This is a genomic window from Pseudomonas sp. NY5710 (assembly GCF_013305665.1).
GTDB lineage: Bacteria > Pseudomonadota > Gammaproteobacteria > Pseudomonadales > Pseudomonadaceae > Aquipseudomonas > Aquipseudomonas juntendi.
The window spans coordinates 2,101,299-2,125,843 of record NZ_CP045554.1 but is presented as its reverse complement, the minus strand read 5'-3'; the positions used below and the strand labels follow the sequence as shown (position 1 = coordinate 2,125,843).

Here is a 24,545-nt window from a genome sequence, read left to right as displayed (position 1 = left end):
GTGAAACGATTCAGTGATGGAATTGTGCCCCCCATTCGCCCCCACGCCCACGGCAGATTCTCCGGCATGCATGCCTGATTCTCCGAACCTGCCCTTATGCTACTGGCGCGATACCGTCAATCTGCGATCATTAGGCTGTCTGATCCTCTGCCCTGGTTCATCATGCAACTGACCCGCCACGTCGATGCCAACGCGCCCCTCTGCGCCCTGATCCGCTGCCTGGCCACGCGCCCGGGCTTCGTGCCTACGCACCTGCCTCAGGTGCAGGTACTGAGTTGGGACCACTATGTCGCCAGCAGCCCGCAAATCTACGAGCCCAGCCTGATGATCCTGGCCCAGGGCAGCAAGCTGGCACGCCTGGGGCCACGCACCCTCGAATACGGTGCTGGCCACTACCTGGTGCAGGCGTTGTCAGTGCCCTTCATGTGTGAAACCTTCGCCACCCGCGAGGCGCCGCTGTTGGGCGTGGCGGTGGACATCGACCGTGGCGTGCTGGGTGAACTGGTACAAAGCATGGACCTGGCGCCAGACCCTGCCGTGCAGGCGCAAACACCGCAATCGATGACTTCCGCAGCACTGGATGCGCCCATGCGCGACAGTGTGGAGCGCCTGCTGCAGTGCCTGCAGGACCCACTGGATGCCAAGGTCCTGGGCCCGGCGAGGGTGCGTGAAGTGCTTTACACCGCGCTGCGCGGCCCGCAGGCTGGGGTATTGCGGGCGCTGGTGGAACAACAAGGGCACTTTGCCCGCATCGGCGCTGCCCTCGCCCACTTGCGCGAGCACTACAGCGAGCCCCTGAGCGTGGAGGCGCTGGCGGCACGGGCCAACATGAGTGTGTCGACCTTCCACGAACACTTCAAGCGCTGCACCGACATGGCGCCCATGCAATACCTCAAACGCCTGCGGTTGCTCAAAGCCCAGCAAATGCTGATCGGCGAAGGCCTGGGTGTTGCACAGACGGCGCACCGGGTGGGCTACCAGAGCACGTCGCAGTTCAGCCGCGAATACAAGCGCCAGTTCGAACGCAGCCCAGGGGATGAACTGCCTTACCAGAGCTTGCCGGTTTGACTGAAGGGCGGCGGGCAATCACCCGTCAGCCACCAGGCGTGGCACTGGAGGCCGCCAGTGGCCATTGCGCCAACGGCCAGTAGGCGCCCTTGCGCGATTCATACAACGTGAAGTGCGGGGCGCCGAGGAAAAACGCCGGCGCACTGCCGGCCTCTGGCAAGTGGCCCCGAAAATCCCTGGCAAGCGTCAGGTGGGGGCGGTAGTCGCGCTTGGCAGCTTGCCCGGCAAAAGGCAGCAGCGCCTGCTGCAGGCCGCACACCAGGCGCATCAGCGCTGCTGGCACCTGCTGCGCCTCCAGTACCAGGGCGCTGGAGCGCTGCCACACCTGCAAGCGGTCAAGTGTCAACCGGGGTGCCCTGCCCGGCAGCGCCAGGTGATCGACCGCCGCACAAATCGCCGGCACCAGGGCGGCATCCACATCGCCCAGGAACAGCAACGTGACATGAAAGTTGGCCGCCGGCACCGGTTTGCCGCTGCGCAGGTTCAGGCCGCGACGGAACTGGGCCAGGGCCCTGCGCTGGACATCGCTGACCGGCAGGGCGAAAAACAACCGCTTGAACGGGCTGCCGCTGGGGCGTACATCATGAACCATGGTGACTCCTGGGCATGAAACGTTTGCGCACGACTGTAGGGCATTACACCAATGTCGGCCCACGGTTTCGTAACAATAAGTACAAACTGCCCACATGATTGTTTATGCTGGCGGGCTTATGCCATGGCGCATGGCCTTATTTTCGACAAGTAACCGTCCATGAAAATTGCACTCGTCCTCCTCTTCGTTCTCTCGATCGCGTACGTTCACCTGCGCGGTCGGGTCCGTCACAAGCTGACCCGCCAACTGGGCGACCACTCCAGCTTTTTGGCCCCGATCAACAGTTTTCTGTACCTGTTTTCCAAACACCCGGCCAAGCCGTACCTGCCCGTCGAGGCCTTTCCCGAACTGAAACCGCTGCAGGAGCACTGGCAGGAAATTCGCGAAGAAGGCCGGCAACTGCTGCAGGTAGGCGAAATCAAGAAGTCCGACAACTACGACGACGTGGGCTTCAACTCGTTCTTCAAAACCGGCTGGAAGCGCTTTTACCTGAAGTGGTACGGCGAAAGCCACCCGTCGGCAATGGCCCTGTGCCCACGCACCACCGAACTGCTGCAAGGCATCGGCACGGTCAAGGCGGCGATGTTCGCTACCCTGCCACCGGGGGCCAAGCTGGTGCGCCACCGTGACCCGTATGCCGGCTCCTACCGCTACCACCTGGGCCTGGACACACCGAACGACGACGCCTGCTACATCGATGTAGACGGCGAGAAATACTCCTGGCGCGACGGTGAAGGGGTGGTTTTCGATGAAACCTACATCCACTACGCGGCCAACAATACCGAGCACAACCGCATCATTCTGTTCTGCGATGTCGAACGCCCGCTCAAGTACCGCTGGGCCAGCGCCTTCAACCGCTGGTTCAGCCGCAATGTCATGGCGGCTGCCGCAGCCCCCAACACCGCCGGAGACAAGACCGGCGGCATCAACCGGCTGTTCACCCGTATCTACAAGATCCGGGAACGCGGCAAGGCGTTGAAAAAGCGCAATCGCACGCGCTACTACCTGGAGAAGTGGGCGGTGGTTGCAGCATTGCTGCTGGTGTTCATCTACATCTGAGCCCGTGTGTTGCCAGCGGCCTGTGCAGATGGTGTAGCCAAAGGCATGACTGGGCATGCACCAAAGTACAAGCCGCACGTTCGCCGCGCGTCGACTAGCCTGAAAGCTCCATTCGCAACCACCCCAAGGTGACCACGATGAGCATGATGGACTGGGATGCCTACCGAAAGCAATTGATGGCCGGCATCGGCGATCTGAAGCAACTTTCCCCCGACACCGTGGCCGGCTACATGACCGCCAGCGGCGCCGGGGCCAAAACCGGGCATCTGGACGCCAAGACCCGCGAACTGATCTCCCTGGCCGTGGCGGTAACCACCCGTTGCGACGGCTGTATCGCCGTGCATTCGCAGCAAGCGGTGAAGCATGGCGCCACCCGTGAGGAGATTGCCGAGGCGTTGGGTGTGGCGGTGGCGATGAACGCGGGTGCCGCGCTGGTCTACTCGGCCAGGGCCCTGGATGCCGTGGGCAAGGCCAACGGTTAAAACCTAACGGCGCCGCCCTTGCGCGACGGCGCCGTGCCCCGCAGACTGTGCGGCTGAACCCGCGCAGGAACCCGCATGATCCACATACGCCCCATGACGGCCGACGACTTCGAGCGCTTCTGGCCCACCTTCCAGGCCACTGTCCAGGCCTGCGAAACCTACGCCTACGACCCGGCCCTGAGCTTTGAACAGGCCCGCCACCTGTGGCTGGAGCTGCCTTTGCGCACATTGCTGGCCGAAGAAGAGGGTCAACTGCTGGGCTCGTACTACCTCAAGCCCAATGCGGCCGGGCCCGGTGCGCATGTCGGCAATTGCGGCTACATGGTCTGCGCCCAAGCGCGCGGGCGCGGCTTGGCCAGGTTGATGTGCGAGCACTCGCAGAAACTGGCGCGCCAGGAAGGCTTTCTGGCCCTGCAGTTCAACTCGGTGGTCGCCACCAATGAAGTGGCAGTCGCCCTGTGGCACAAGCTGGGGTTCGAAACGGTTGGCCGCTTGCCCAAGGCCTATCGCCATGCCCGGCTGGGGCTGGTGGACTGCCTGGTGATGTACAAGTGGCTGGCCGATGAGCCAGTGGCAGAAAAGCCGCCGCTGCTGATCGGGCGCAAGAATATCGAAGCTCGGGTTTCGCGGCGGCGTGGGCGCTGAGGGGTCGAAGCGAGGCTGACCTCTTCGCGTTCACCCGCAAAGAGGGCGGCCTGGTTGACCCACTGTGCTCAGAAAGCCAGGCCTAGCTTGAAACCGTACTCCTCGCGCTTGAGCGCGGTGTTGTCGGCCAGTAACGTCTGGTCGTCAAGCTGGTATTTGGTGCGGGTGTAGTACACGCTGGCCTGGATGGGCAGGTTGCCTTGCTGGTTCATCAGCAGCGTGAACTCGGCGTAGGGGTTGGTACGGTCTTGCATGTCCGCATCGTCACTCCCATAGTGCCGGACATCCAGGTCGACCTCACCATTGAGCGTGCGCCGAACCCCTGCTTCCATGCGCAGGGTAGCCGAGTCGAACTGGTGGTTGTAACCCAGCGCTGCCTTGGCAAAAGGCGCTTTGTACGTCAGCTCGGTTTCGATTCGGCGGTGTTCGGTCTCCAAGCGTGACCACATGTAGCCACCGCCCACGATCACATCGACGAAATTACGCGCATCCACCGCCGCACGCCAACCCAGGTCCAGACCTGCCTGACCCTCTTTGAGTTTGTTGTCATGCCGTTCGGCATACTTGCCCTCGGCCCCTACCTGGTAGATGAAGCCGGACTCCGCAGTCATCTTGTTGCCGAAGTTGGCAAAGATCCCGCCTTCATCCACGTGTTCGGTCTGTGTTTCTCGGCCACCCTCGAACTTGAATTCATCGTAAGCGCCGAGTATGCCAACTGTGAACAATGGCTCGGTACTGGGTGCAGCGGTGACTGCCAGCGGGCAGCCCATAAGGGCCAATAGGCAGGTGTGGCGCAGCAGGTTGTGACTGAACATGCCGTGATGTCTCCTTGACAGTTAAACGAATCGCAAGCTCTTATCGGGATTGATGTCAGCCGCCAAAGTTCGAAATAACCTGCGCAATCTATCCAAAGTCCGTTGCCCGTCACACGCTACCCAGCCATGTTCAAGGTTGACGACGGCACCGCCAGGTGCTCAGATGCGCGCCAGTTTCAGGTGCCCTGCGCCGCCGCGCGCAGGGTGAAACGGGAAGCCGGTGCATCGTGTTTATCACGACAAGTCCGGCGCTGCCCCCGCAACGGTAAGTGAGCGAACCCTTCGAGATACCACTGTGCTCAGGCATGGGAAGGTGAAGGTTTCATGCCCCTCGCAAGCCCGGAGACCGGCCTGAAGCTTCACTTGGCACCCCGCGGTGGGCGGGCGCAGGCCGGTATCCGTGCGCGCGCCTGCCTGTACGGAGCCCTCCTTTGCGTGTTTTCCACCGGGATCCATTCATTCCTGCAGCAGTGGAACGACATGTCCCGTATGTTCAAGCTTCACCCCCTGGCGGCCTTCCTGGCCGTCACGCTTCCGGCCCTGGCCGATGAGCGCGGCCCGCAGCCCCTGCCATTGCCCTCCACGGCCATCACCGACACCCTCGATAGCCACGCCAGCGACTTGGCCACGCCGACCCAGGCTGGCTCGCGCCTGGGACTCAGCGCTTTGGAAACGCCAGCCAGTACCAGCAGCATCAGCACCGAGCAGCTTCAGCAGCGCAACAACCTGACCGTGCAGGACGCCGTAACCCGCTCGCCGGGCATTACCTTCATCGGCTCCCCCGGCGACGGTGGCACCGGCCTGTCCGCCCGTGGCTTTGCCGGGCACGGCTCGGTCATGACCTTGTTCGACGGCGCCCGCCTGTTCACCGGAGCCGGCACCCAGACCTTCCCGGTCGACCCGTGGATGGTCGAAGGTATCGACGTGCTTCGCGGCCCGGCATCGGTACTCTACGGCGAAGGCGCCACCGGCGCGGTGGTCAACGTCATCCCGAAAAAACCGGTTGCCGGTACGGTGCGCAACCAGCTGCGGCTTGGGTATGGCAGCTGGGACCGCCAGCAACTCGGCCTGGACAGCGGTGGCAGCCTCAGCGAGCGCCTGAGCTATCGCCTGACGCTGAACCAGCAAGCCGGCAATGGCTGGGTGGACCGCACCCCCTCACGCAGCCTGGCGCTCAGCGCGGCCCTGCGCTTCGATGCCAGTGACGACCTCAGTTTTACCCTGGCCCATGAGCGCGGTGCGGCGCAGCCTGCCAACTACTACGGCACGCCGCTGATCGACGGCCATTACCGCAGCAGCCTGCGCAAGAAAAACTACAACCTGCAGAACGACGTGCAGCGCTACGACGACCAGTGGACCCGCCTGACCACCGACTGGGCACTCAACGACCACCTCAGCGCCAGCAACCAGCTGTACTACATCAGTAGCCGCCGCCATTGGCGCAACGCCGAGCAGTATGAATGGGACGCCGGGCGCCAGCAGCTGCTGCGCGGCAGCTACCTCGAAATCAAGCACGACCAGGAGCAGTTCGGCGACCGCCAGACCTTCACCCTCGACCATTCGCTGTTCGGCCTGGCCAGCAGAACCGTGCTCGGCGCCGAATACAACAAGGTGCGCTTCAACGTCGACAGCAATAGCCCCTACAACGATGTCGGCGGGGACTACATCGACCCGTGGCAGCCGCAGCCGGGCGTATTCCACAGCAGCTCGCCGCTGCGCCCGCAAAGCCTGTCCACCACCCATACCTTTGCCCTGTTCGGCGAAAACCGCCTGCAACTCACTGAGCGCCTGTCGCTGGTGACCGGGGTGCGCCGCGACCAGCACCACATCGACCGCGACAACCTGACCAATGCCAGCCGCAGCGACCGCAGCCTGCAAGGTGGCAACTGGCGTGCGGGGCTGGTGTATGCACTCAGTGACGCGCTGTCGCTGTATGGCCAGTACGCCACCAGCGAGGATGGGGTCAACAACCTGATCAGCCTCAGCCCCGGCCAGATGCACTACGACCTGACCAAGGCGAAACAGACCGAGGTGGGCCTCAAGCACCGTTTCTGGGACGGGCGTGGTGAATGGACCTTGGCGGCCTACCACATCGTCAAGCAGAAGCTGCTGGTAGCCGATCCCCTTACGCACGAGTCTCAACAAGCTGGCCAGCAGACGTCGGACGGGCTGGAGGCAACCATGGAACTGGCACTGGCCCACCAGTGGCGGGTGTCAGCCAACGCAGCGCTGCTGCGCGCCCGGTATGACGCGTTTGACGAACAGGTGGGCGCAGCGGTGCAGGACCGTGCCGGCAACCGCCCGGCCAACGTGCCTCGGCGCACCGCCAACCTGTGGCTGAGCAAAGGTATTGGCCAGCAGATCGAGGTGGGGGTGGGCGCGCGCTATGTGGATGAACGTTACGCCGATAACGCCAATACCCAGAGCGCCCCAGGCTATACCGTGGTCGACGCCACGATCGGCTGGCAGGTTCTGCCGCAGGTGAAACTGGGGTTGCAGGTGAACAACCTGTTCGACCGCGAATATGTGCAGGCGGCGTTCAGCGGCCAGCAATGGCTGATGGGAACGCCACGCTCCTACTTTGCAACGCTGGACTACAGCTTCTGAAGTGAACAGCCCGGGTTGGCGTAGCGCAGCTTCACCGCGACAAGCCAACCCGGCGCTGAGCAAAAAACCTACCCGTTCACGGCTATATGGATATAACATAACATTTCATTCAGGCTTTCTTTCACCAGCGACCCTCCATGACAAGCGCCAGCCCCAGCCCCACCCAACTCAACCAGCGCCTGCAGAGCATCGACGCCCTGCGCGGTCTGGTAATCCTGTTCATGCTCCTGGACCACGTGCGCGAAACCTTCTTCCTGCACCGCCAGGTCAGCGACCCGATGGCCATCGATACCACCGAGCCGGCACTGTTCGCCAGCCGTACCCTGGCGCACCTGTGCGCGCCGGTGTTCGTGCTGCTGACCGGGCTCTCGGCCTGGCTGTATGGCGAAAAGCATCAGGGCCGTGGCGATGTCGCGGCGTTCCTGTTCAAGCGCGGGCTGTTTCTGGTAGCGCTGGAGTTCACCCTGGTCAACTTTGCCTGGACGTTCCAGCTGCCGCCCACGGTGATCTACCTGCAGGTGATCTGGGCCATCGGCATCAGCATGCTCGCCCTGTCGTTGCTGGTGTGGCTGCCACGCCCGGCGCTGCTCGGCCTGAGTGCCGTCATCATTGCCGGGCACAACCTGCTCGACAGCCTTCACTTTGCCCCGGAGTCCGCTCTCCACGTGCCCTGGGCGATTCTGCATGACCGCGGCTGGCTGATGTTGTCCGACACGCTGCGGCTGCGCACGTCCTACCCGGTACTGCCGTGGATCGGGGTGATCGCCCTGGGCTACTGCCTTGGGCCATGGTTCGCCCGCGGCAGCCAGGCCGGGCCACGTCAGCGGTGCCTGCTGTTTGGCGGGCTGCTGGCGCTACTGGGCTTTTTCGTGGTGCGCGTGCTCAACGGCTACGGCGAAGCCGCGTGGCGCGACTACCCCACGTTCACACAAACCCTGATGAGCTTCTTCAACCTCACCAAGTACCCGCCTTCGCTGGTGTTCCTGGCACTGACCCTGGGCTGCGGCCTACTGTTGCTGCGCGCATTCGAGCGCGCAGGCCAGGCCCGCTGGATCAGCGCCCTGGCGGTGTTCGGCGCAGCGCCGATGTTCCTCTACCTGCTGCACCTGTATGTGCTGAAGCTGCTGTACCTGGCCTGCGTGGCGCTGTTCGGCCCCAACCACGGCAGCCACTTCGGCTTCGACGGCGTGGCTGCGGTATGGTGCGTGGCGCTGTTGCTGGCGGCTGCGCTGTACCGGCCGGTGCACGCGTTCGCCCGGCTGAAACAGCGGCGGCGCGACCTCCGCTGGCTGAAGTACTTCTGAAAAGCGTTTTCACCCGGCGGCGCGATGGTCTACCATGCGGGCCGCCGGTTTCCATCACGGAATCAATAGGGAATCCCCGGCCCGCCAACACGGGCCAAACGGAACTGCCCCCGCAACTGTAAGTGCCGAGCCTGCTCCATCGACGCCACTGGGTGTACTACCCGGGAAGGCCGGAGCCGGGCCGTGACGCACCAGTCAGGAGACCTGCCGGCCTACATTCACCAACCGGCGGGGTGCCCGGGATTGGCCACCTGTGTTGCCTTTGCCGCTGGCGAGGGCGCGGTGATGTCTGTCCGTGCGTTCATTCCGTGAACTGTCCGATAGGAGATCGCCCAGCATGCTGCCCCGCTTCGCCACCCTGCTTGCCGGCCTCAGCTTCAGCGGCCTGGCCCAGGCCGCCGCCACCCAGTACCCGCTGACGGTGGACAACTGCGGTAAGCCGCAGACCTTTGCCCAGGCCCCGCAGCGCGCCGTGACCATCGGCCAGGCCGGCACCGAAATGCTCTATGCCCTGGGCCTGGGTGACAAGCTCGCGGCGAGCTCGCTGTGGTTCAACAATGTGTTGCCCGAATACCAGGCCGTGAACGCCACGGTACCGCGCCTGGCCGACAACGAACCCAGTTTCGAGGCTGTGGTTGGCCAACGCCCGCAACTGGTGGCCGTGCAGTTCGAGTGGATGGTCGGGCCGCAGGGTGTGGTCGGTACGCGCGAACAGTTCGCTGAACTGAACATCCCCACCTACCTGTTGCCCTCAGACTGTGAAGGCAAGGACAACCTGATCGGTGCCGACGGCACCCGCCTGCAGGCGTTCCAGGTCGACAGTATCTACAAGAGCGTCAGCCAGCTGGCGGAGATCTTCGATGTACAGGCGCGCGGCGTGGCCCTGAACGCCGAGCTCAAAGGCCGCCTGGACAGCGCCCGCGCGCAATTGGCAGGCAAGGACCTGTCGGGCACCTCGGCACTGTTCTGGTTCTCCAGCGCCGACCTGGTCATCGACCCTTACGTCGCGGGCCGCCAAGGGGTCGCCGACTTCATGCTGCGCACCCTGGGGGTGCGCAACGTGGTCGAGTCCAGCGAGGAATGGCCCACCGTAGGTTGGGAAACCCTGGCCAGGGCCAACCCCACCTGGCTGATCATCGCCCGCATGGACCGCCGGCGTTACCCCGCCGACGACTACCAGAAGAAGCTGGAATTTCTGCGCAGCGATCCGGTAACCCGCAACATGGACGCGGTGAAGCACGACCGCATCATCATCCTCGACGCCGACGCCATGCAGGCGGGCATCCGCCTGTTCCGAGGTGTGCAAACGTTGGCGGCCGCTTTTGCCAGCGGTAAAGCCAGCCAGTGATCAGTCGACTCTCAACCTGTATCGGCCTGGCCGTGGCCGCACTGCTGGCGGCCCTGCTCGCCGGCACCGCCATTGGCGAAACCGGCCTGGCACCGCGCGTGGTCGGCCAGGTGCTGGCCAACCAGCTGTGGCAAGCCGGTTATCCGGTCGACCCGATCGATGCCGGGATCATCTGGAACTATCGCCTGACCCGCACACTGGTTGCGGCGGCCTGCGGTACCGGCCTGGCCACCTGCGGCGTGATCCTCCAGGCGCTGCTGCGCAACCCCCTGGCCGAGCCTTACCTGTTGGGGCTGTCCGCCGGCGCTTCGACCGGTGCCGTACTGGTTGGCCTGCTGGGCCTGGGCAGCCTTGCTCTGAGCATGTCGGCCGGCGCTTTCATCGGTGCCCTGGCGGCATTTGCCCTGGTGCTGGTGCTGGCCCGCGCGGCAGGCCCTGGCAGCAATAACGCCCAGGTGATTCTGGCCGGTATCGCCGGGTCGCAACTGTTCAATGCCCTGACGGCATTCCTGATCACCAAGTCGGCCACCGCCGAGCAGGCACGGGGCATCCTGTTCTGGCTGTTGGGCAACCTCAGTGGCGTGCGCTGGCCCGCAGTATGGCTGGCCGTGCCAGTGGCACTGTTCGGTTTGCTGATGTGCCTGTGGCATCGCCGCGCGCTGGATGCCCTCACCTTCGGCGCAGACTCGGCGGCTTCGCTGGGGATACCGGTGCGGCGCACCCAGTTACTGCTGATCAGCTGCGCGGCGCTGGTAACGGCCGTGATGGTGTCCATCGTCGGCGCCATCGGTTTCGTCGGGCTGGTCATTCCGCACGCCCTGCGCCTGCTGCTCGGCCCCGGACACAGCCGCCTCCTGCCTGCCAGTGCACTGGGCGGGGCACTGTTTCTGATTGCCGCCGACATCTTGTCGCGCACGCTGATCAGCGGCCAGGTCATACCGGTGGGCGTGGTCACCGCGCTGCTTGGCGCGCCGGTCTTCGCGCTGATACTGGTCAGCCGCCGGGGTCGCCCATGACGGTCATGGCTGCATTACAACTGGCGCCGCTGAGCTGCCAGGGTCTTGGCCTGCAACTGGCAGGTAAACGCGTGCTGCACGACATCCACCTCAACCTGGTGGCGGGTGAAACACTCGCGATCGTCGGCCCCAACGGCTCAGGCAAGTCTTCGCTGCTGAAGGTGCTGGCCGGCCTGCGCCCGCCGGCCTGCGGCAGCGTGCAGCTGATGGGCGAGCCACTGGCAGGCATGCCACGCCGGCGTGTGGCCCAATGCCTGGCACTGGTTGAACAGCAGGCCGACACCCTCGATGCAATCAATGTGTTCGACGCGGTCGCCTTGGGCCGCACGCCGTGGCTGTCAGCCATTGCGCCGTTCTCCAGAGCGGACCGGGCGATTGTCGAGCAGGCACTGGCCGACCTCGACGCCTTGCACCTGCGCGCTCGCCTTTGGGGGTCGTTGTCCGGTGGCGAGCGCCAGCGCGTGCATATCGCCCGCGCGCTGGCCCAACGGCCGCAGGTGCTGCTGCTCGACGAACCGACCAACCACCTGGACATCCAGCACCAGCTAAGCCTGCTGCAACAGGTGCAAGCCCTGCAGGTGACGACCCTGGTGGCCCTGCACGACCTCAACCAGGCGCTGACCTGCGACCGCGTTGCAGTGCTCGACAAAGGCCGGCTGGTCGCCCTCGGCAGTCCGTTCGAGGTACTGACGCCCGAGTGCCTGCTGCACACCTTCGGTGTTCATGGCCATTACCTCACCGACCCCTGGGACGGCACACGCATCTTGCGCTTTCGCGCCCCCTGAGCTACCGGCAGAAGCCTGGGTAGCCCAGGCGCCTGGCCTGCTCAGCCCAAGCGCAGTTGCATGTGGGTGGTTTGCCAGACCGGGTCTGGCTCCACATCCACGACAGCGAAGCCTTGCCGCTCCCAGAACGTGATGGCCCCCGGCAGGAATGGGTGGGTATGCAGGTAGAGCCAACCGATGCCAGCCTGCAGCGCCTGCTGGCGCAAGGCGCCGAACAATGCGGCGGCAAGCCCGCGCCTGCGGTACGCCGGCAGCACGAACAGGCGCACCACTTCAACTACGCGCTCGCCAGCATAATCAAGCTGGCCGAAACGGTGGTCGTAGGGCAGGTAGCCGATCACCCCGACCAGGCGCTCACCAACCCGGGCTTCCAGGAAGCAGCTCTCGCCCTGAAGGTAGGTTTCGCTGAAATGCGCCAGGTCCCGGGGCAATGGTGCATGGGCCAGCGCCGGAAACAGCTCGCGGCGCGCGCTGTCGACAAACGCCAGCACTTCGCCAATGGCATCGCGGGGAACAGGTTGCAAAGTCCAGTCCGGCATAAGGTTCAAGCCTGAGTGTTGGGTGCACGGTTCTAACCCAGCCGGCCGTACAAGGCAAATCGCAGGGCTCGTCGCGGCAGGGCTGACCTCGCTATAATCGGCAGCCTTCACTGCCCGACCAGGCCACGCCATGCCTCGCATCCAGAAGTTGCTGTTGCCGCTGTTGCTGATTGCTGCCGTTACCGCCTGCGACCAGAAGCCCTCCCGTGAAGAGCAGATTCTTGCCCAGCTGCCGCTGCAGGATGCGTACACCCACAACATCGAACGCATGGCCGGGCTGCTGGGCCGCCAGCACCCACGGCTGTCGCGTGCCACCATCGAAGATGTGCTGCGCAAGCACCTGACCGTAGAAGACCAGCGCCAGGACCTGTTCCGCCTCTACAGCACCAAGAACTTCAGCGACGCCGAGTTCGCCACCATTGTCGCGGCCACCCAGGACCCGGCCAAGGCCCGTGCCCTGGAAGATACCGATGCCGGTCGGCAACTGAGCGATAAACTCACCGGCTTGATGCGTGAAACCGCCCGGGACCCGAAGGTGCAAGCACTGGCCGAGCAACGTATGCAGCAGGTGCAAGACGAACTGAACGCCTTGGAAAAGGCAGGTTCATGAGCGCGACTGGCACGGTCGCTTACGTTTCGTAACCCCATTCGAACATTCGAGGTCAGGATTGCCACACGCCAAGCACGGACTGCGCCTGGATCTACGCACACTCATTCTGGTGCTGTGCGCCCTTACTGCCGTGGTCATGCTGTGCGCCAGCTATTTCGCCAGCTACCGGGTACAGCGCCAGTTGCTGATCGACCACGCGCTGGAAGCCAACCGGGTGTATGCGGCCAAGCTGGCCAGCATCACCGATGCATTCATCGGTAATGCCTTGCAGCAACTGGCGTACAGCGCCAGCGAGCAAGGCCGGCATCTGGACGATCCCGCCGCCCTGCAACGCGAGACAGACCGCGTGCTGGGCCAGAGCATGGCCTTCAATTCCACATTCGTGATCGATGCCAATGGCGTGCTGCTGGCGATATCCCCCGCCCCGCTACGCCACATGGTCGGCACCCGGATGCAATCACCCGGTGTGCAGGAGGCATTGCAGGAGCGCCGCGCGCTGGTGTCGACACCCTACCTGTCGGCGGCCCACAACCTGGTGGTGGCGCTGACGCAACCGGTCGTCGACGCCAACGGCCGCTACCTGGGGTACGTCGGTGGCAGCCTGTACCTGCGGGAACGCAACATCCTCAACCGCCTGCTCGGCGAGCACTTCTACAAGGACGGTTCGTACCTGTATGTGGTCGACCGCAATCGCCGGCTGCTCTACCACCCCGACAGCCAGCGGGTGGGGACCGTCGTGCAGGGCAATGACCTGATCGACCAACTGACCAACCTGGGCAACGGCACCCGCCAGCTGACCAACAGCCAGGGTGTAGAGATGGTCGCCGGCTTCGCCACCGTGCCCAGCGCCGGCTGGGGCGTGGTGGCACAGCAGCCTCTGGCGCAAACCATGATGCCGCTCAGCCACCTGGTGTTGAACGTGATCGGTACTTCAGCGCCGCTGGCACTGATAGGCTGCGTGCTGCTGTGGTGGCTGGCCCTGACCATCGCCCGCCCACTGTGGCAACTGGCTGCAGGCGCCCGCTCGATGGACCGCCCCGGCACCGCTGAGCGCTTGCATCGCGTGCGGGCCTGGTACTTCGAGGCCGCCGAGCTCAAGCGCGCCTTGCTGTTCGGCTTGAACTTGCTGCAGGCGCGCATCGGCAGGCTCAACCGCGATGCCCAGACCGACCCCCTGACAGGCCTGGGCAACCGCCGCAGCCTGGAGCTCAACCTGTCGCTGCTGGAAGCCGAAGGCCGGGCATTTGCAGCCATCGTGCTGGATATCGACCACTTCAAGCAGGTCAACGACAAGCATGGGCATGTGGTCGGTGACCAGGTGCTGCAGCGGCTGGCCGAGCTGATGCGCCGCTGTTGCCGCGAGGGTGACCTGCTTTGCCGCACCGGCGGTGAAGAGTTCCTCATGCTGCTGCCTGGGGCCAGCCTGGAGGTGGCCGCCGCGGTCGCTGAGCGCCTGCGGGTGACGGTGCAGGAAACGCCGATCCAGCCGGTGGGCGCGGTGACCCTGTCACTGGGGGTGGCCCACTGGAACGGCGAGCCGGGGCGCGAGCCGGAAACCGTGCTGAGCGAGGCTGACCTGGCGCTGTACCGGGCCAAGCAGGAAGGGCGCAATCGCGTCGCTGTCGCCTGATTGCCTGGCGCCCGCGGCGCTGCTGGGTACAGGCCGTGTCGATGGCGGTTGATTCAGGTATCCCGAGGTCGTCCTCGACAAAGCGCCTTGCGCTGCCCGGCTATCTACTGGCAGGCATAACAATGATGGGGCGGCCAGACCGCACCACGTTCATCATGCCTGCCAATGGAATCGGAGACCCCCGCATGTCCGCACCTCATGAGGTATCCCCCGCCACCCTGCGCAGGGTGATCGCCGCCTCGGCCATCGGCAACTTCGTCGAATGGTTCGACTTTGCCGTATACGGCTTTCTCGCCACGCTGATCGCCAGCCAGTTCTTTGCCAGCGAAGACCCCAGCGTCGCCTTGCTCAAGACCTTTGCCGTGTTCGCGGTGGCCTTCGCCTTGCGCCCCCTGGGCGGTATCGTGTTCGGCGCCCTCGGCGATCGACTGGGGCGCAAGCGCATCCTCTCGCTGACCATTTTGCTGATGGCCGGCTCCACCACCCTGATCGGCCTGCTGCCGACTTACGCCAGCATCGGCCTGGCCGCGCCGGTATTGCTGACCTTGGCGCGCTGCCTGCAGGGGTTTTCTGCCGGTGGCGAATACGCCGGGGCCTGCGCCTACCTGATGGAGCACGCGCCCAACGACAAGCGAGCCTTCTACGGCAGTTTCGTACCGGTTTCGACCTTTTCCGCATTCGCCTGTGCGGCGGTGATCGCCTATAGCCTGGAAGCCAGCCTGTCCAGCGAAGCCATGGCTGCCTGGGGCTGGCGCATTCCGTTCCTGATCGCCGCGCCACTGGGCCTGGTCGGCTTGTACCTGCGCTGGCGCATGGAGGAAACCCCGGCGTTCCGGGAAGCCGTGGCCCAGGGCAAGGAGCACGAGCATTCGCCACTCAAGGAAACCCTGCGCCACCACGGCCGGGCCATTCGCAACCTGGGGGCGTTCATTTCGCTGACGGCGTTGTCGTTCTACATGTTCACCACCTACTTCGCCACCTACCTGCAACTGGTCGGCAACCTGACCCGGGCGCAGTCGCTGCTGGTCACCACCGTAGCCCTGCTGTTCGCCGCCATCGGCTGCCCGCTGGCGGGGGCGCTGTCGGACCGGTTCGGGCGGCGCAAGACCATCGGCTTCACCTGCCTGTGGGTGATGCTGTGCGTGTTCCCGGCCTACTGGCTGGCCAGCTCCGGCTCGATGCCGGGCGCCCTGCTGGGGGTGATTCTGCTGGCGGTCGGGGCGCTGTGCAGCGGGGTGGTGACAGCGGCATTGCTGTCGGAGAGCTTCCCGACCCGGACCCGCTACACCGCTTCAGCCATTACCTACAACGTGGCGTATACGCTGTTCGGTGGCACCGCGCCGCTGGTCGCGACCTGGCTGATCGGGCAGACCGGCAGCAGCCTGGCGCCGGCGTTCTACCTGGTGGTGATTGCGTTGGTGGCTTTGGTCGGCGGGCTGGCGTTGCCGGAAACTTCCCGGATATCGCTGCATGATGAAGCCAACGCCGTGGGTGTAGGCCAAGGCGTTCACGGCTCGGTTTGAGATCCTGGGCTGCTGTGCAGCCCATCGCGACACAAGGCCGCTTGTGTCTAGAGAGGGGACCAGAAGCTGGAGTGAAAGCGGTGAATGACAAGCTGAATACCGCAGGTGCCTAGAGCACGTGGGAGCGGGCTTGCCCGCGAACACCGGCGCAGCCGATGCCAGACACCGCGTCGCCTGCTTCGCGGGCACGCCCGCTCCCACAATGAATCGCGCAGGCTTTTCAAATTGAGAAAGACAGTTGCTCCTGCAAGTACGGCGGCAACTCCAAGCCAGCGCAGGCCCTGTGGGAGCGGGCTTGCCCGCGAACACCGGCGCAGCCGGTGCCAGACACCGCGTCGCCTGCTTCGCGGGCACGCCCGCTCCCACAATGAATCGCGCAGGCTTTTCAAATTGAGAAAGACAGTTGCTCCTGCAAGTACGGCGGCAACTCCAAGCCAGCGCAGGCCCTGTGGGAGCGGGCGTGCCCGCGAACACCGGCGAAGCCGGTGCCAGACACCGCGTCGCCTGCTTCGCGGGCAAGCCCGCTCCCACTATCAATCGCGCAGGCTTTTCAAATTTTGAGCAAGACAGTTGCTCCCACCAGGCACACCTTGCAGGGTGTAGGTGCGTCGCGATGGGCCGCCCAGCGGCCCCGGGCTTTACCCCTCCTGCGCCTCTTCGCGCCGATAAGCCCATTGGTACAAGGCCGGCAATACCAGCAAGGTCAAGGCAGTCGAAGACAGAATTCCGCCAATCACCACGGTCGCCAACGGCCGCTGCACCTCCGCACCGGTGCCCGTCGCCAAGGCCATGGGAATGAACCCCAGTGACGCCACCAGCGCGGTCATCAGCACCGGGCGCAAACGGGTCAGCGCGCCCTCCTCGACCGCCGCACGCAGCGTTCGCCCCTGCTCACGCAAGCCGCGGATGAAGGCAATCATCACCAGGCCATTGAGCACGGCCACCCCCGACAGGGCAATGAAGCCCACGCCAGCGGAAATCGACAAGGGAATGTCGCGCAACCACAGGGCCAGGACGCCCCCTGTGAGGGCGAACGGAATCCCCGTGAACACCAGCAGGCCATCCCTGAGGTTGTTGAACATCATCAACAGCAACGCCATGACCAGCAGCAAGGCCACCGGCACCACCACTTGCAGGCGCTCGGCCGCCGATTGCAGCTGTTCGAACTGGCCGCCCCATCGTGTCCAGTACCCAGGCGGTATCGGCACCTGGCCTCGCAATACCTGCTCGGCCTCCTGCACGAACGAGCTCAGGTCGCGCCCCCGCACGTTGGCGCTGACCACCACCACCCGCTTGCCGTCTTCGCGGCTGACCTGGTTCGGCCCCAGTTGCAGGTCGAGTGTGGCCACCTGCGACAGGGGGATGAAGCCGATCTGCCCGGTTCCTGCGGCCTCACTGGCAGGCACCGGAATCAGCAGGCTGGCCAGCCCCTCGACGTCGGTACGCAAGCTTTCCGACAGGCGCACCACCATGTCGAACCGCCGGTCACCCTCATACAAGGTGCCCGCCTTGCGGCCGCCCACGGCGGTGGCGATGGCATCCTGCACATCGCCTACGTTCAGGCCATGGCGAGCGGCCTTGTCGCGGTCGATATCGATGGTCAGCACGGGCAGGCCCGTGGTCTGCTCGACCTTCACCTCGGACGCCCCCGGTACGCCCTGCAGGCTGCCAGCGATCTGTGCGGCAGTACGGTTGAGCACCTGCATGTCGTCACCGAACAGCTTCACCGCCACGTCACTGCGCACACCGGAAATCAGCTCGTTGAAACGTAACTGGATCGGCTGCGACAACTCATAATTGCTGCCGGGAACACTGCTGGCGGCGCGTTGCACCTCGGCGATCAGCGCCTCGCGTGACTTACCGGGGTCGACCCATTGCTCACGCGGGCGCAGCATCACGTAGGCATCGGAAATGTTCGGCGGCATCGGGTCGGCAGCGATCTCGGCAGTACCGGTACGGGCGAACACCCGCTCCACCTCGGGCACCTGGGCGATGATGGCCTGCTCCAGGCGCTGCTGCATGTCCACCGATTGCGACAGGCTGGTGCCCGGCACACGCAGGGCCTGCAGGGCAAAGTCACCCTCGCTGAGGCTGGGGATGAATTCACTGCCCATGCGGCTGGCCATTACCCCGGACAACAGCACCAAGGCCGCTGCCCCGGCAAATGCACGCCGGCGCCGGCCCAGCACCCAGGCCAGCACCGGCGCATAACGCTGCCGCGCGGTGCGCATTACCAGGCCCTCTTCTTCCTTGACCTTGCCGGTGACGAACAGGGCGATCGCAGCGGGCACGAAGGTTACCGAAAGGAGCATCGCGCCAAGCAAGGCGATGACCACGGTGAAGGCCATGGGGTGGAACATCTTGCCTTCGACCCCGGTCAGGGCAAAGATTGGCAGGTACACCACCATGATGATCAACTGCCCGTAGATCAGCGGCCGCCGTGCTTCACGGGCGGCGGCGAACACCTCGTGCAAGCGCTCGCTGCGCGTCAGCATGCGGCCATGCCGTTGCTGGGCATGCGCCAGGCGGCGAATGGCGTTTTCCACGATCACCACCGCGCCGTCGACAATGATGCCGAAATCCAGCGCGCCCAAACTCATCAGGTTGGCGCTGACCTTGTTGGCGAACATGCCCGTGAAGGTGAACAGCATCGACAACGGAATGACCATGGCGGTTATCAGTGCCGCGCGAATGTTCCCCAGGAACAGGAACAGCACAGCGATCACCAGAATGGCCCCCTCGATCAGGTTCTTCTTCACCGTGGCGATGGCCTTTTCCACCAGGTTGGTGCGGTCGTACACGGTCACCGCCGACACCCCTTCGGGCAGGCTGCGGTTGATCTCGACCAGCTTGGCAGCGACCGCCTGGGATACCGTGCGGCTGTTTTCGCCGATCAACATGAACACCGTGCCCAGCACCACCTCGCGGCCGTTTTCGGTCGCCGCCCCCGAGCGCAACGCCTCGCCAAGGCCTACGTGGGCAACATGACTGACGCGGATCGGCGTGCCGCCCGCGCTGGAGATGACGATGTTGGCGATATCATCGGCCGAGGCCACCTGGCCAGGCGCGCGGATCAGCAACTGCTCGCCGTTACGTTCGATATATCCCGCGCCGACGTTGGCGTTGTTACGCTCAAGCGCCGCGATCAGGTCGTTGAGGGTAAGCTTGTAAGCCGCCAAGCGCTTGAGATCCGGCGCAATCAGGTACTGCTTCGCGTGCCCGCCAATGCTGTTCACCTCCGCCACCCCAGGCACGTTGCGCAACTGCGGCTTGATGATCCAGTCCTGGACCACGCGCAGGTCGGTTGCGCTGTAGGGGGTGCCGTCTTCCTTCACCGCCCCCTCTTCGGCTTCCACCGTCCACAGAAAAATCTCCCCCAGCCCGGTGGAGATCGGCCCCATGCCAGCCTCGATGCCCTCGGGCAGTTGCTCGCGCGCCACTTGCAGGCGCTCGTTGACCAACTGGCGGGCGAAGAACAGGTCGGTGCCGTCCTCGAAGATCACCGTGACCTGTGACAGCCCCGAGCGCGACAGCGAGCGCGTCTGCTTCAGCCCGGGCAGGCCGGCCATGGCGGTTTCGATGGCGAAGGTGATGCGCTGCTCGGTCTCCAGGGGCGAGTAACCGGGTGCGGCCGTGTTGATTTGCACCTGGACGTTGGTGATATCCGGTACGGCGTCGATCGGCAACTGCCGGTAGCTGTGAATGCCCACCGCGGCCATTAGGACCACAGCCAGCATCACCACCAAGCGCTGCTCGATGGCAAATTGGATCAGGCGTTCGAACATGCAGGCATCCCCCTGGTCAATGGCTGTGCTCGGCCGAGCCTTTGCCCAGCTCCGACTTAAGAACGAAGCTGCCGGCGGCAGCCACCTGGGTTCCGGCGGCCAGGCCGCTGGTGATTTCCACCTGCCCGGCATCGCGGCGGCCGGTGGTTACAGGTCGAGCCTCGAAGCCCTGCTCGGTACGGGCAAATACCACGGTCTGCGCGGCCAGGCTTTGCAGGGCGATTTCAGGCACCACTACCGCAGCCTCGAACCGCTCGAGGCTGACCACAACATTGACGAACAAACCGGGGCGCCAGGCGCCGTCAGGGTTCGCCAGGCTGGCACGGACGGTGGCGGCACGGTTCTGCTCGCCGAGCAGGCTGCCAACGTAATTGACCTTGCCTTCGACCTGGGCTCCCAGGTCTGGCGCGCTGACCGTGACCGTACGGCCGGTTCGGACCTTGTCCAGCTCACGCGGTGCCACAGCGAAGGTCGCCCACACCTGGCTCAGGTCAGACAGGGTGAAGGCGTTGCTGGTCTCGTCGACCACCTCCCCCACGCTCAGGTGTTTCTCCACGACCACGGCGTCGAACGGGGCGCGCAGTTCATAGCGGTTGCCGGCACCTGCCGGCCCTACCGCGGCGACCTTCTGCCGGGCATTGGCCAAGGCGATTTCGGCCTCCTGCAGCACCTGGCGCGCCTGCAGGTAATCCTGCTCGGCGCTGATGCGCTCCTGCCACAGCTGTTGTTCGCGCCGCAAGGTCAGGCGCGCCAGCTCAAGGCGGCGTTGGGCAGCCTGTTGCTCGCTGCGCAGGTCAGAGATCTGCTGGCTGGCGATTACCGCCAGCACCTGCCCGCGCTTGACCGCCTGGCCCAATTCGGCCTGGACCGCCTCGACCACACCCGGCACCCGTGGTACCACGTGGGCGGTGCGGTCCTCGTCAAAACGGATTTCACCGGGGAAGCTGATGGCTGTACCCAGCGCACGCGGCCCGGCAGCAACCAACTGCACACCGGCAGCCTCGATCTGGGCAATGGACAGGTGCACCTGCCCTTGGTCAACGTCGTGCTCTGTTTCTGCATGGCCTTCAGCGGCGCTCGCCTCGCCATGTGCATGGCTTTCTTCAGCTGGCTGGGCAGTGGCTGCCTGGCCGAGCGTACTGGTCCAGGCCAGGCCACCGAGGCCAAATGCGGCCAGGGTGGCTGCCAGGAGGGCCAACTTGCGTGGGTTAGTCATTGCTGCTCCTGCTGATCGTTGGGTTGCCCAGGTCATCGAGGTCGCCGTAGATACGCTCGACCCGCGCGCGTGCATCGGCCGCCCAGGCCAGGGCCTCGAGGTACAGGCCACGGGCCTCGATCAACGTGCGCTGGGCATCGAGTACATCGAGAAAAGCGAACTTGCCCATTTCGAAACCACGGGTCGCGGTGTCCACGGCTTGCTGTGCAGCCGGCAGGATGGTGCGGTCGTAGGCCGCCACCTCCTGCATGGCCGTAGCCCATTGGTCGACCGCGCTGCGGGTTTCGCTGCGCAAGCGCAGGGCCACGGCATTGCGCAAGTCACGCGCCTGGTCGGCACGGCGCGCAGCCGCCAGCACGTTGCCCTGGTTTCGGTCGAACAACGGCAGCGGCATGGACAGGCCAACCACGTTCACCCGCTCGCGCTCTTCGCGGCTGTACTGGCTGCCAAGGCTGACGGTGAGGTTGGGAATGCGCTGAGCCTTTTCCGTGCCCAACGCCGCATCGCCACGCTCGACCTGGGCGGCGGCCAGGCGCCACTCGACCGTTTGCTCGACGTGGGCGAGCAAAGTGTTAGTACTGGGCGCGGCCCCAGGCGAAAGCTTGGCCGCCTGCAAGGTGTCGAAGCTGGCCAGCGGGCTGCCGGTCAAACGCGCCAGGGCCTGGTAGGCCACGCTACGCTGGGTTTGCGCGCGGCGCAGTAAGGCCTCGGCCTGGGCCAGTTGCACCTGGGCGCGGGTGGCCTCCACGGGCGATGACTGGCCGGCAGTGACCCGCCCCTGCACCACCCGCAACCCGCGGGCGGTCAAGGCCTGGGATTGCTGCGCCAGCTCCAGCGCGGTCTGTGCCCGCAAGGCGGCATGGAACGCCTGGACCACATCGGCACGCAGGCCATTGCGCTGGCGTTCCAGGTCAAGCTGGGCGATCGCCTGACCGACGCCGGCCGCGGCGATGCGTGCAGCGCGCTTGCCGCCCAGTTCCAGCGGCTGGCTGAGGGTGATGGTGGTGGTGCTGGTCTCCCGGCGCGTGTCCTCCACCTCCCACGCCAGCTCGGGGTTGGGCAGTAACCTGGCCTGGCGCCATTCGCCGTCGGCAATGCCGATTTCGCGACGGGTGGCAGCCAGTTCCGGGTTCTGGGCAAAAGCGGCGGCCAACGCCTGGGGCAAGCTCAAGCGCTGGCTGGCGTGGGCGCTCGTAGCGCCAACCAGCAGCAGGCAGAGCAAGGCGAACTTGCGGGGGATAAGCACGGAACAGGTCCTCGTCGACGAAGGGTGGCGAGAGACTGTAGGGAGGGCTGGTTATCGGGGTGGTGGCATGAAAATTACAATTCTGTAAGGCGTGCAGCATGTGCGCCAGTGCGCCTTGGCGGCGAACGCGGTTCGATAATCGCCCACTTTCCCGGCGGAGCGGCTCCCCTCAATTGACGGAACTAACCAGTCAGTACAAAACTAGGCACATCCAACAACAACAAAGCGAAGCCCGTCATGACGCCCCTCATTCTCGTGCTCAACGGCCCCAACCTGAACATGCTGGGCACCCGAGAGCCGGCCCAGTATGGTTACGAAACCCTTGCCGACCTTGGCCAACACTGCGCCGATACTGCCAATGCCCACGGCCTGGAAGTCGAATTCCGGCAAACCAACCACGAAGGTGAACTGATCGACTGGATCCACGCCGCGCGCAATCGCTGCGCCGGTATCGTGATCAATCCAGGTGCCTGGACCCACACCTCGGTAGCCATTCGCGATGCGCTGGTGGCCAGCGAAGTACCCGTCATCGAAGTGCACCTGTCCAACGTGCACAAGCGTGAACCGTTCCGCCACGTGTCGTTCGTTTCGTCGATCGCGGTCGGCGTCATCTGCGGCTTGGGAAGCCACGGCTACCGCATGGCCATCAGCCACTTCGGCGCACTGCTCAAGGAGCGTGCAGCATGAGCCAGCCTGCCATCCTTGCCGGCCTGATCGGCCGGGGTATCCAACTCTCGCGCACCCCGGCCCTGCACGAGCACGAAGGCGATGCCCAAGCCCTGCGCTACCTGTACCGGCTGATCGACGCCGACCAGTTGCAACTGGACGACAGCGCCCTGCCCGGCCTGCTCGACGCTGCGCAGCACACGGGTTTTACCGGCCTGAACATCACCTACCCGTTCAAGCAGGCGATCCTGCCTTTGCTCGACGAGCTGTCGCATGAAGCGCGCGGCATCGGCGCGGTCAACACCGTGGTACTCAAGGACGGCAAGCGGGTTGGCCACAACACCGATTGCCTGGGCTTTGCCGAAGGTTTGCGCCGCGGCCTGCCCGATGTGGCCCGCCGCAAGGTGGTGCAGATGGGAGCTGGCGGCGCGGGCTCGGCGGTGGCGCATGCCTTGCTGGGCGAAGGGGTAGAACAGCTGGTGTTGTTCGAAGTGGATACCGCCCGCGCTCAGGCACTGGTCGACAACCTGAATGCGCATTTCGGTGCGGGACGGGCAGTGCTTGGCGGCGACTTGGCCACGGCATTGGCCGAGGCGGACGGGCTGGTCAACACCACACCGGTCGGGATGGCCAAGCTACCCGGCACGCCGCTGCCAGTGGCGCTGCTGCATGCACGGCTGTGGGTAGCGGAGATCATCTACTTCCCGCTGGAAACCGAACTGCTGCGCGCTGCCCGGGCGCTGGGTTGCCGCACCCTGGACGGTAGCAACATGGCGGTGTTCCAGGCCGTGAAAGCATTCGAACTGTTCAGCGGGCGGCAGGCCGACGCAGCGCGGATGCAGGCACATTTCGCCAGCTTCTGCTGACTGACCCAGGCCTGCGTGGCAACGGCCCTGAGCAAGCTCAGGGCTGACACGCGGTCAGTCTTCCAGCGGCTTGGGCGCAGCGGCAGGCTTGGCGGGTTTGGCAGGCTTAGCGTCCTTGGCCTTGGCTTGCGGTGCGGCCGCCACCGGCTCCGGTGCGGTCACCGCCTTCTCGCTGGCGGGCAGCGCATCGACTGCCTCGAAGATCGCCTGTGGATCAAGGGCGGTGTTGTCTTCATCATCCTTGAGAACATGCCGCCCACCATCCTTGCCAACCAGAATCACTTTGGTGCCTTTGCTCGCCCCCAGCTTCAGTTCGCGGATCAGCGCCATGGTGGTTTGCTGCTCGAGGTTCTTGTCCTCCCGTTTACCCATCATTTGCGCCACGCTGTACAGCACCAGGCTGCGCTCCTTGAATTTTGCCTGGGTAGCCGGGTCTTCGAGCGCTTTATTGAGCCCACGCAGGGTGGGGTCGGCGCTGCTCGGCGCAATGACCACCAATGGCCGCGCCTTGCCCAGTTCCTTGGCCAACGGTGCATCACTGTCGGCGGCATGCAAAGGGCCGGCAAGCGCGAGCAGGGTGGCGAGGGTCAGTGAGCGGACGAGCATGCATATCTCCTTATTCTCTCGATAAACCAAAGACTACAGATCATGGAGAAAGATCCGACGCGGGAGCCTAAACCAACAGCCCATGGCGTGCTTGCCGCAAAGGTAACTTCCGATTTCCGTGACCGGGCGGCGACGCC

At 64.8% G+C, this 24,545-nt stretch carries 21 protein-coding genes and 2 riboswitches; of the genes, 14 read left to right on the top strand and 7 right to left on the bottom strand.

Annotated elements, in window-relative coordinates; genetic code table 11:
- The first annotated feature begins 162 nt into the window (after nucleotides 1–162).
- The gene (locus GEV39_RS09575; RefSeq protein ID WP_029884985.1) at nucleotides 163–1,068 is read left to right on the top strand and encodes an AraC family transcriptional regulator; all 906 of its coding nucleotides are present in this window, start codon (nucleotides 163–165) and stop codon (nucleotides 1,066–1,068) included.
- 25 nt (nucleotides 1,069–1,093) lie between these two features.
- Here GEV39_RS09575 and thpR read toward each other — a convergent pair whose 3' ends face one another.
- On the bottom strand, nucleotides 1,094–1,660 hold the full coding sequence (thpR, locus tag GEV39_RS09570; protein WP_173888515.1) for an RNA 2',3'-cyclic phosphodiesterase: 567 nt from the start codon (nucleotides 1,658–1,660) through the stop codon (nucleotides 1,094–1,096).
- 159 nt (nucleotides 1,661–1,819) lie between these two features.
- On the opposite strand from thpR, the gene lpxO reads away from it, so the two are divergent.
- The 3 genes from lpxO to GEV39_RS09555 all read left to right on the top strand — a co-directional run bounded on the left by lpxO (nucleotide 1,820) and on the right by GEV39_RS09555 (nucleotide 3,846).
- Nucleotides 1,820–2,719, top strand: coding sequence for a lipid A hydroxylase LpxO (lpxO, locus tag GEV39_RS09565; RefSeq protein ID WP_029884983.1), 900 nt, complete (start codon nucleotides 1,820–1,822; stop codon nucleotides 2,717–2,719).
- Between the two features lie 137 nt (nucleotides 2,720–2,856).
- Nucleotides 2,857–3,201, top strand: a complete 345-nt coding sequence (locus GEV39_RS09560) for a carboxymuconolactone decarboxylase family protein (protein WP_029884982.1) — start codon at nucleotides 2,857–2,859, stop codon at nucleotides 3,199–3,201.
- Between the two features lie 75 nt (nucleotides 3,202–3,276).
- Nucleotides 3,277–3,846 carry a GNAT family N-acetyltransferase gene (locus GEV39_RS09555; RefSeq protein WP_173888513.1) on the top strand — a complete coding sequence of 190 codons (570 nt, stop codon included), beginning with the start codon at nucleotides 3,277–3,279 and terminating at the stop codon, nucleotides 3,844–3,846.
- 68 nt (nucleotides 3,847–3,914) lie between these two features.
- On the opposite strand, the gene GEV39_RS09550 is transcribed toward GEV39_RS09555, so the two are convergent.
- On the bottom strand, nucleotides 3,915–4,661 hold the full coding sequence (locus GEV39_RS09550) for an outer membrane beta-barrel protein (protein WP_173888512.1): 747 nt from the start codon (nucleotides 4,659–4,661) through the stop codon (nucleotides 3,915–3,917).
- A gap of 161 nt (nucleotides 4,662–4,822) precedes the next feature.
- A riboswitch (cobalamin riboswitch) is annotated at nucleotides 4,823–5,030 on the top strand.
- 111 nt (nucleotides 5,031–5,141) lie between these two features.
- Here GEV39_RS09550 and GEV39_RS09545 point away from each other — a divergent pair.
- The 5 genes from GEV39_RS09545 (at nucleotide 5,142) to GEV39_RS09525 (ending at nucleotide 11,721) form a co-directional block, all read left to right on the top strand.
- Nucleotides 5,142–7,268 carry a TonB-dependent receptor gene (locus GEV39_RS09545; protein WP_173888510.1) on the top strand — a complete coding sequence of 709 codons (2,127 nt, stop codon included), beginning with the start codon at nucleotides 5,142–5,144 and terminating at the stop codon, nucleotides 7,266–7,268.
- A gap of 137 nt (nucleotides 7,269–7,405) precedes the next feature.
- Nucleotides 7,406–8,572 (top strand): acetyltransferase domain-containing protein, encoded by a 1,167-nt coding sequence (locus GEV39_RS09540; protein ID WP_173888508.1) that lies wholly within the window; start codon nucleotides 7,406–7,408, stop codon nucleotides 8,570–8,572.
- 28 nt (nucleotides 8,573–8,600) lie between these two features.
- Nucleotides 8,601–8,798: riboswitch (cobalamin riboswitch) on the top strand.
- A gap of 111 nt (nucleotides 8,799–8,909) precedes the next feature.
- Entirely contained in the window at nucleotides 8,910–9,920 is a 1,011-nt protein-coding gene (locus tag GEV39_RS09535; protein ID WP_173888506.1) for an ABC transporter substrate-binding protein, read from the top strand.
- Nucleotides 9,920–10,936 carry a FecCD family ABC transporter permease gene (locus GEV39_RS09530; protein WP_173891677.1) on the top strand — a complete coding sequence of 339 codons (1,017 nt, stop codon included), beginning with the start codon at nucleotides 9,920–9,922 and terminating at the stop codon, nucleotides 10,934–10,936. Before GEV39_RS09535 ends, GEV39_RS09530 begins: the two co-directional genes overlap by 1 nt.
- The gene (locus GEV39_RS09525; protein ID WP_173888504.1) at nucleotides 10,933–11,721 is read left to right on the top strand and encodes an ABC transporter ATP-binding protein; all 789 of its coding nucleotides are present in this window, start codon (nucleotides 10,933–10,935) and stop codon (nucleotides 11,719–11,721) included. The genes GEV39_RS09530 and GEV39_RS09525 overlap by 4 nt, the downstream gene beginning before the upstream one ends.
- A 41-nt stretch (nucleotides 11,722–11,762) precedes the next feature.
- Here GEV39_RS09525 and GEV39_RS09520 read toward each other — a convergent pair whose 3' ends face one another.
- On the bottom strand, nucleotides 11,763–12,260 hold the full coding sequence (locus tag GEV39_RS09520; RefSeq protein ID WP_173888502.1) for a GNAT family N-acetyltransferase: 498 nt from the start codon (nucleotides 12,258–12,260) through the stop codon (nucleotides 11,763–11,765).
- Between the two features lie 130 nt (nucleotides 12,261–12,390).
- Between GEV39_RS09520 and GEV39_RS09515 the strand changes: the two genes are divergently transcribed.
- From GEV39_RS09515 to GEV39_RS09505, 3 genes are all read left to right on the top strand, one after another.
- On the top strand, nucleotides 12,391–12,870 hold the full coding sequence (locus GEV39_RS09515) for a hypothetical protein (RefSeq protein ID WP_173888500.1): 480 nt from the start codon (nucleotides 12,391–12,393) through the stop codon (nucleotides 12,868–12,870).
- Between the two features lie 58 nt (nucleotides 12,871–12,928).
- Nucleotides 12,929–14,500: a sensor domain-containing diguanylate cyclase gene (locus GEV39_RS09510; protein WP_173888498.1), complete on the top strand. Its 1,572-nt coding sequence runs from the start codon at nucleotides 12,929–12,931 to the stop codon at nucleotides 14,498–14,500.
- 185 nt (nucleotides 14,501–14,685) lie between these two features.
- A complete protein-coding gene (locus GEV39_RS09505) occupies nucleotides 14,686–16,023 on the top strand; it encodes an MFS transporter (protein ID WP_173888496.1) in 1,338 nt (445 codons plus the stop codon).
- 638 nt (nucleotides 16,024–16,661) lie between these two features.
- Here the strand turns inward: GEV39_RS09505 and GEV39_RS09500 are convergent.
- The 3 genes from GEV39_RS09500 to GEV39_RS09490 are packed head-to-tail and all read right to left on the bottom strand — an operon-like array spanning nucleotide 16,662 to nucleotide 22,270.
- The gene (locus GEV39_RS09500) at nucleotides 16,662–19,808 is read right to left on the bottom strand and encodes an efflux RND transporter permease subunit (RefSeq protein ID WP_173888494.1); all 3,147 of its coding nucleotides are present in this window, start codon (nucleotides 19,806–19,808) and stop codon (nucleotides 16,662–16,664) included.
- Nucleotides 19,809–19,824: 16 nt separating this feature from the next.
- Complete coding sequence (locus tag GEV39_RS09495) at nucleotides 19,825–21,024, bottom strand: efflux RND transporter periplasmic adaptor subunit (protein ID WP_173888492.1); 1,200 nt, start codon at nucleotides 21,022–21,024, stop codon at nucleotides 19,825–19,827.
- Complete coding sequence (locus GEV39_RS09490) at nucleotides 21,017–22,270, bottom strand: TolC family protein (RefSeq protein WP_173888490.1); 1,254 nt, start codon at nucleotides 22,268–22,270, stop codon at nucleotides 21,017–21,019. Before GEV39_RS09490 ends, GEV39_RS09495 begins: the two co-directional genes overlap by 8 nt.
- A gap of 237 nt (nucleotides 22,271–22,507) precedes the next feature.
- On the opposite strand from GEV39_RS09490, the gene aroQ reads away from it, so the two are divergent.
- Both aroQ and GEV39_RS09480 read left to right on the top strand, forming a co-directional pair.
- The gene (aroQ, locus tag GEV39_RS09485) at nucleotides 22,508–22,957 is read left to right on the top strand and encodes a type II 3-dehydroquinate dehydratase (RefSeq protein ID WP_173888488.1); all 450 of its coding nucleotides are present in this window, start codon (nucleotides 22,508–22,510) and stop codon (nucleotides 22,955–22,957) included.
- Nucleotides 22,954–23,802: a shikimate dehydrogenase gene (locus tag GEV39_RS09480; protein ID WP_173888486.1), complete on the top strand. Its 849-nt coding sequence runs from the start codon at nucleotides 22,954–22,956 to the stop codon at nucleotides 23,800–23,802. Before aroQ ends, GEV39_RS09480 begins: the two co-directional genes overlap by 4 nt.
- A 54-nt stretch (nucleotides 23,803–23,856) precedes the next feature.
- Here GEV39_RS09480 and GEV39_RS09475 read toward each other — a convergent pair whose 3' ends face one another.
- The gene (locus GEV39_RS09475) at nucleotides 23,857–24,408 is read right to left on the bottom strand and encodes a DUF4174 domain-containing protein (RefSeq protein WP_173888485.1); all 552 of its coding nucleotides are present in this window, start codon (nucleotides 24,406–24,408) and stop codon (nucleotides 23,857–23,859) included.
- Between the last annotated feature and the right edge of the window lie 137 nt (nucleotides 24,409–24,545).

What these genes read in the sequence shown, in the direction of transcription:
- GEV39_RS09575 (WP_029884985.1), top strand. Translation starts at nt 163, where the DNA reads ATGCAACTGACCCGCCACGTCGATGCCAACGCGCCCCTCTGCGCCCTG.
- thpR (WP_173888515.1), bottom strand. Translation starts at nt 1,660, where the DNA reads ATGGTTCATGATGTACGCCCCAGCGGCAGCCCGTTCAAGCGGTTGTTT.
- lpxO (WP_029884983.1), top strand. Translation starts at nt 1,820, where the DNA reads ATGAAAATTGCACTCGTCCTCCTCTTCGTTCTCTCGATCGCGTACGTT.
- GEV39_RS09560 (WP_029884982.1), top strand. Translation starts at nt 2,857, where the DNA reads ATGAGCATGATGGACTGGGATGCCTACCGAAAGCAATTGATGGCCGGC.
- GEV39_RS09555 (WP_173888513.1), top strand. Translation starts at nt 3,277, where the DNA reads ATGATCCACATACGCCCCATGACGGCCGACGACTTCGAGCGCTTCTGG.
- GEV39_RS09550 (WP_173888512.1), bottom strand. Translation starts at nt 4,661, where the DNA reads ATGTTCAGTCACAACCTGCTGCGCCACACCTGCCTATTGGCCCTTATG.
- GEV39_RS09545 (WP_173888510.1), top strand. Translation starts at nt 5,142, where the DNA reads ATGTCCCGTATGTTCAAGCTTCACCCCCTGGCGGCCTTCCTGGCCGTC.
- GEV39_RS09540 (WP_173888508.1), top strand. Translation starts at nt 7,406, where the DNA reads ATGACAAGCGCCAGCCCCAGCCCCACCCAACTCAACCAGCGCCTGCAG.
- GEV39_RS09535 (WP_173888506.1), top strand. Translation starts at nt 8,910, where the DNA reads ATGCTGCCCCGCTTCGCCACCCTGCTTGCCGGCCTCAGCTTCAGCGGC.
- GEV39_RS09525 (WP_173888504.1), top strand. Translation starts at nt 10,933, where the DNA reads ATGACGGTCATGGCTGCATTACAACTGGCGCCGCTGAGCTGCCAGGGT.
- GEV39_RS09520 (WP_173888502.1), bottom strand. Translation starts at nt 12,260, where the DNA reads ATGCCGGACTGGACTTTGCAACCTGTTCCCCGCGATGCCATTGGCGAA.
- GEV39_RS09515 (WP_173888500.1), top strand. Translation starts at nt 12,391, where the DNA reads ATGCCTCGCATCCAGAAGTTGCTGTTGCCGCTGTTGCTGATTGCTGCC.
- GEV39_RS09505 (WP_173888496.1), top strand. Translation starts at nt 14,686, where the DNA reads ATGTCCGCACCTCATGAGGTATCCCCCGCCACCCTGCGCAGGGTGATC.
- GEV39_RS09500 (WP_173888494.1), bottom strand. Translation starts at nt 19,808, where the DNA reads ATGTTCGAACGCCTGATCCAATTTGCCATCGAGCAGCGCTTGGTGGTG.
- GEV39_RS09495 (WP_173888492.1), bottom strand. Translation starts at nt 21,024, where the DNA reads ATGACTAACCCACGCAAGTTGGCCCTCCTGGCAGCCACCCTGGCCGCA.
- aroQ (WP_173888488.1), top strand. Translation starts at nt 22,508, where the DNA reads ATGACGCCCCTCATTCTCGTGCTCAACGGCCCCAACCTGAACATGCTG.
- GEV39_RS09480 (WP_173888486.1), top strand. Translation starts at nt 22,954, where the DNA reads ATGAGCCAGCCTGCCATCCTTGCCGGCCTGATCGGCCGGGGTATCCAA.
- GEV39_RS09475 (WP_173888485.1), bottom strand. Translation starts at nt 24,408, where the DNA reads ATGCTCGTCCGCTCACTGACCCTCGCCACCCTGCTCGCGCTTGCCGGC.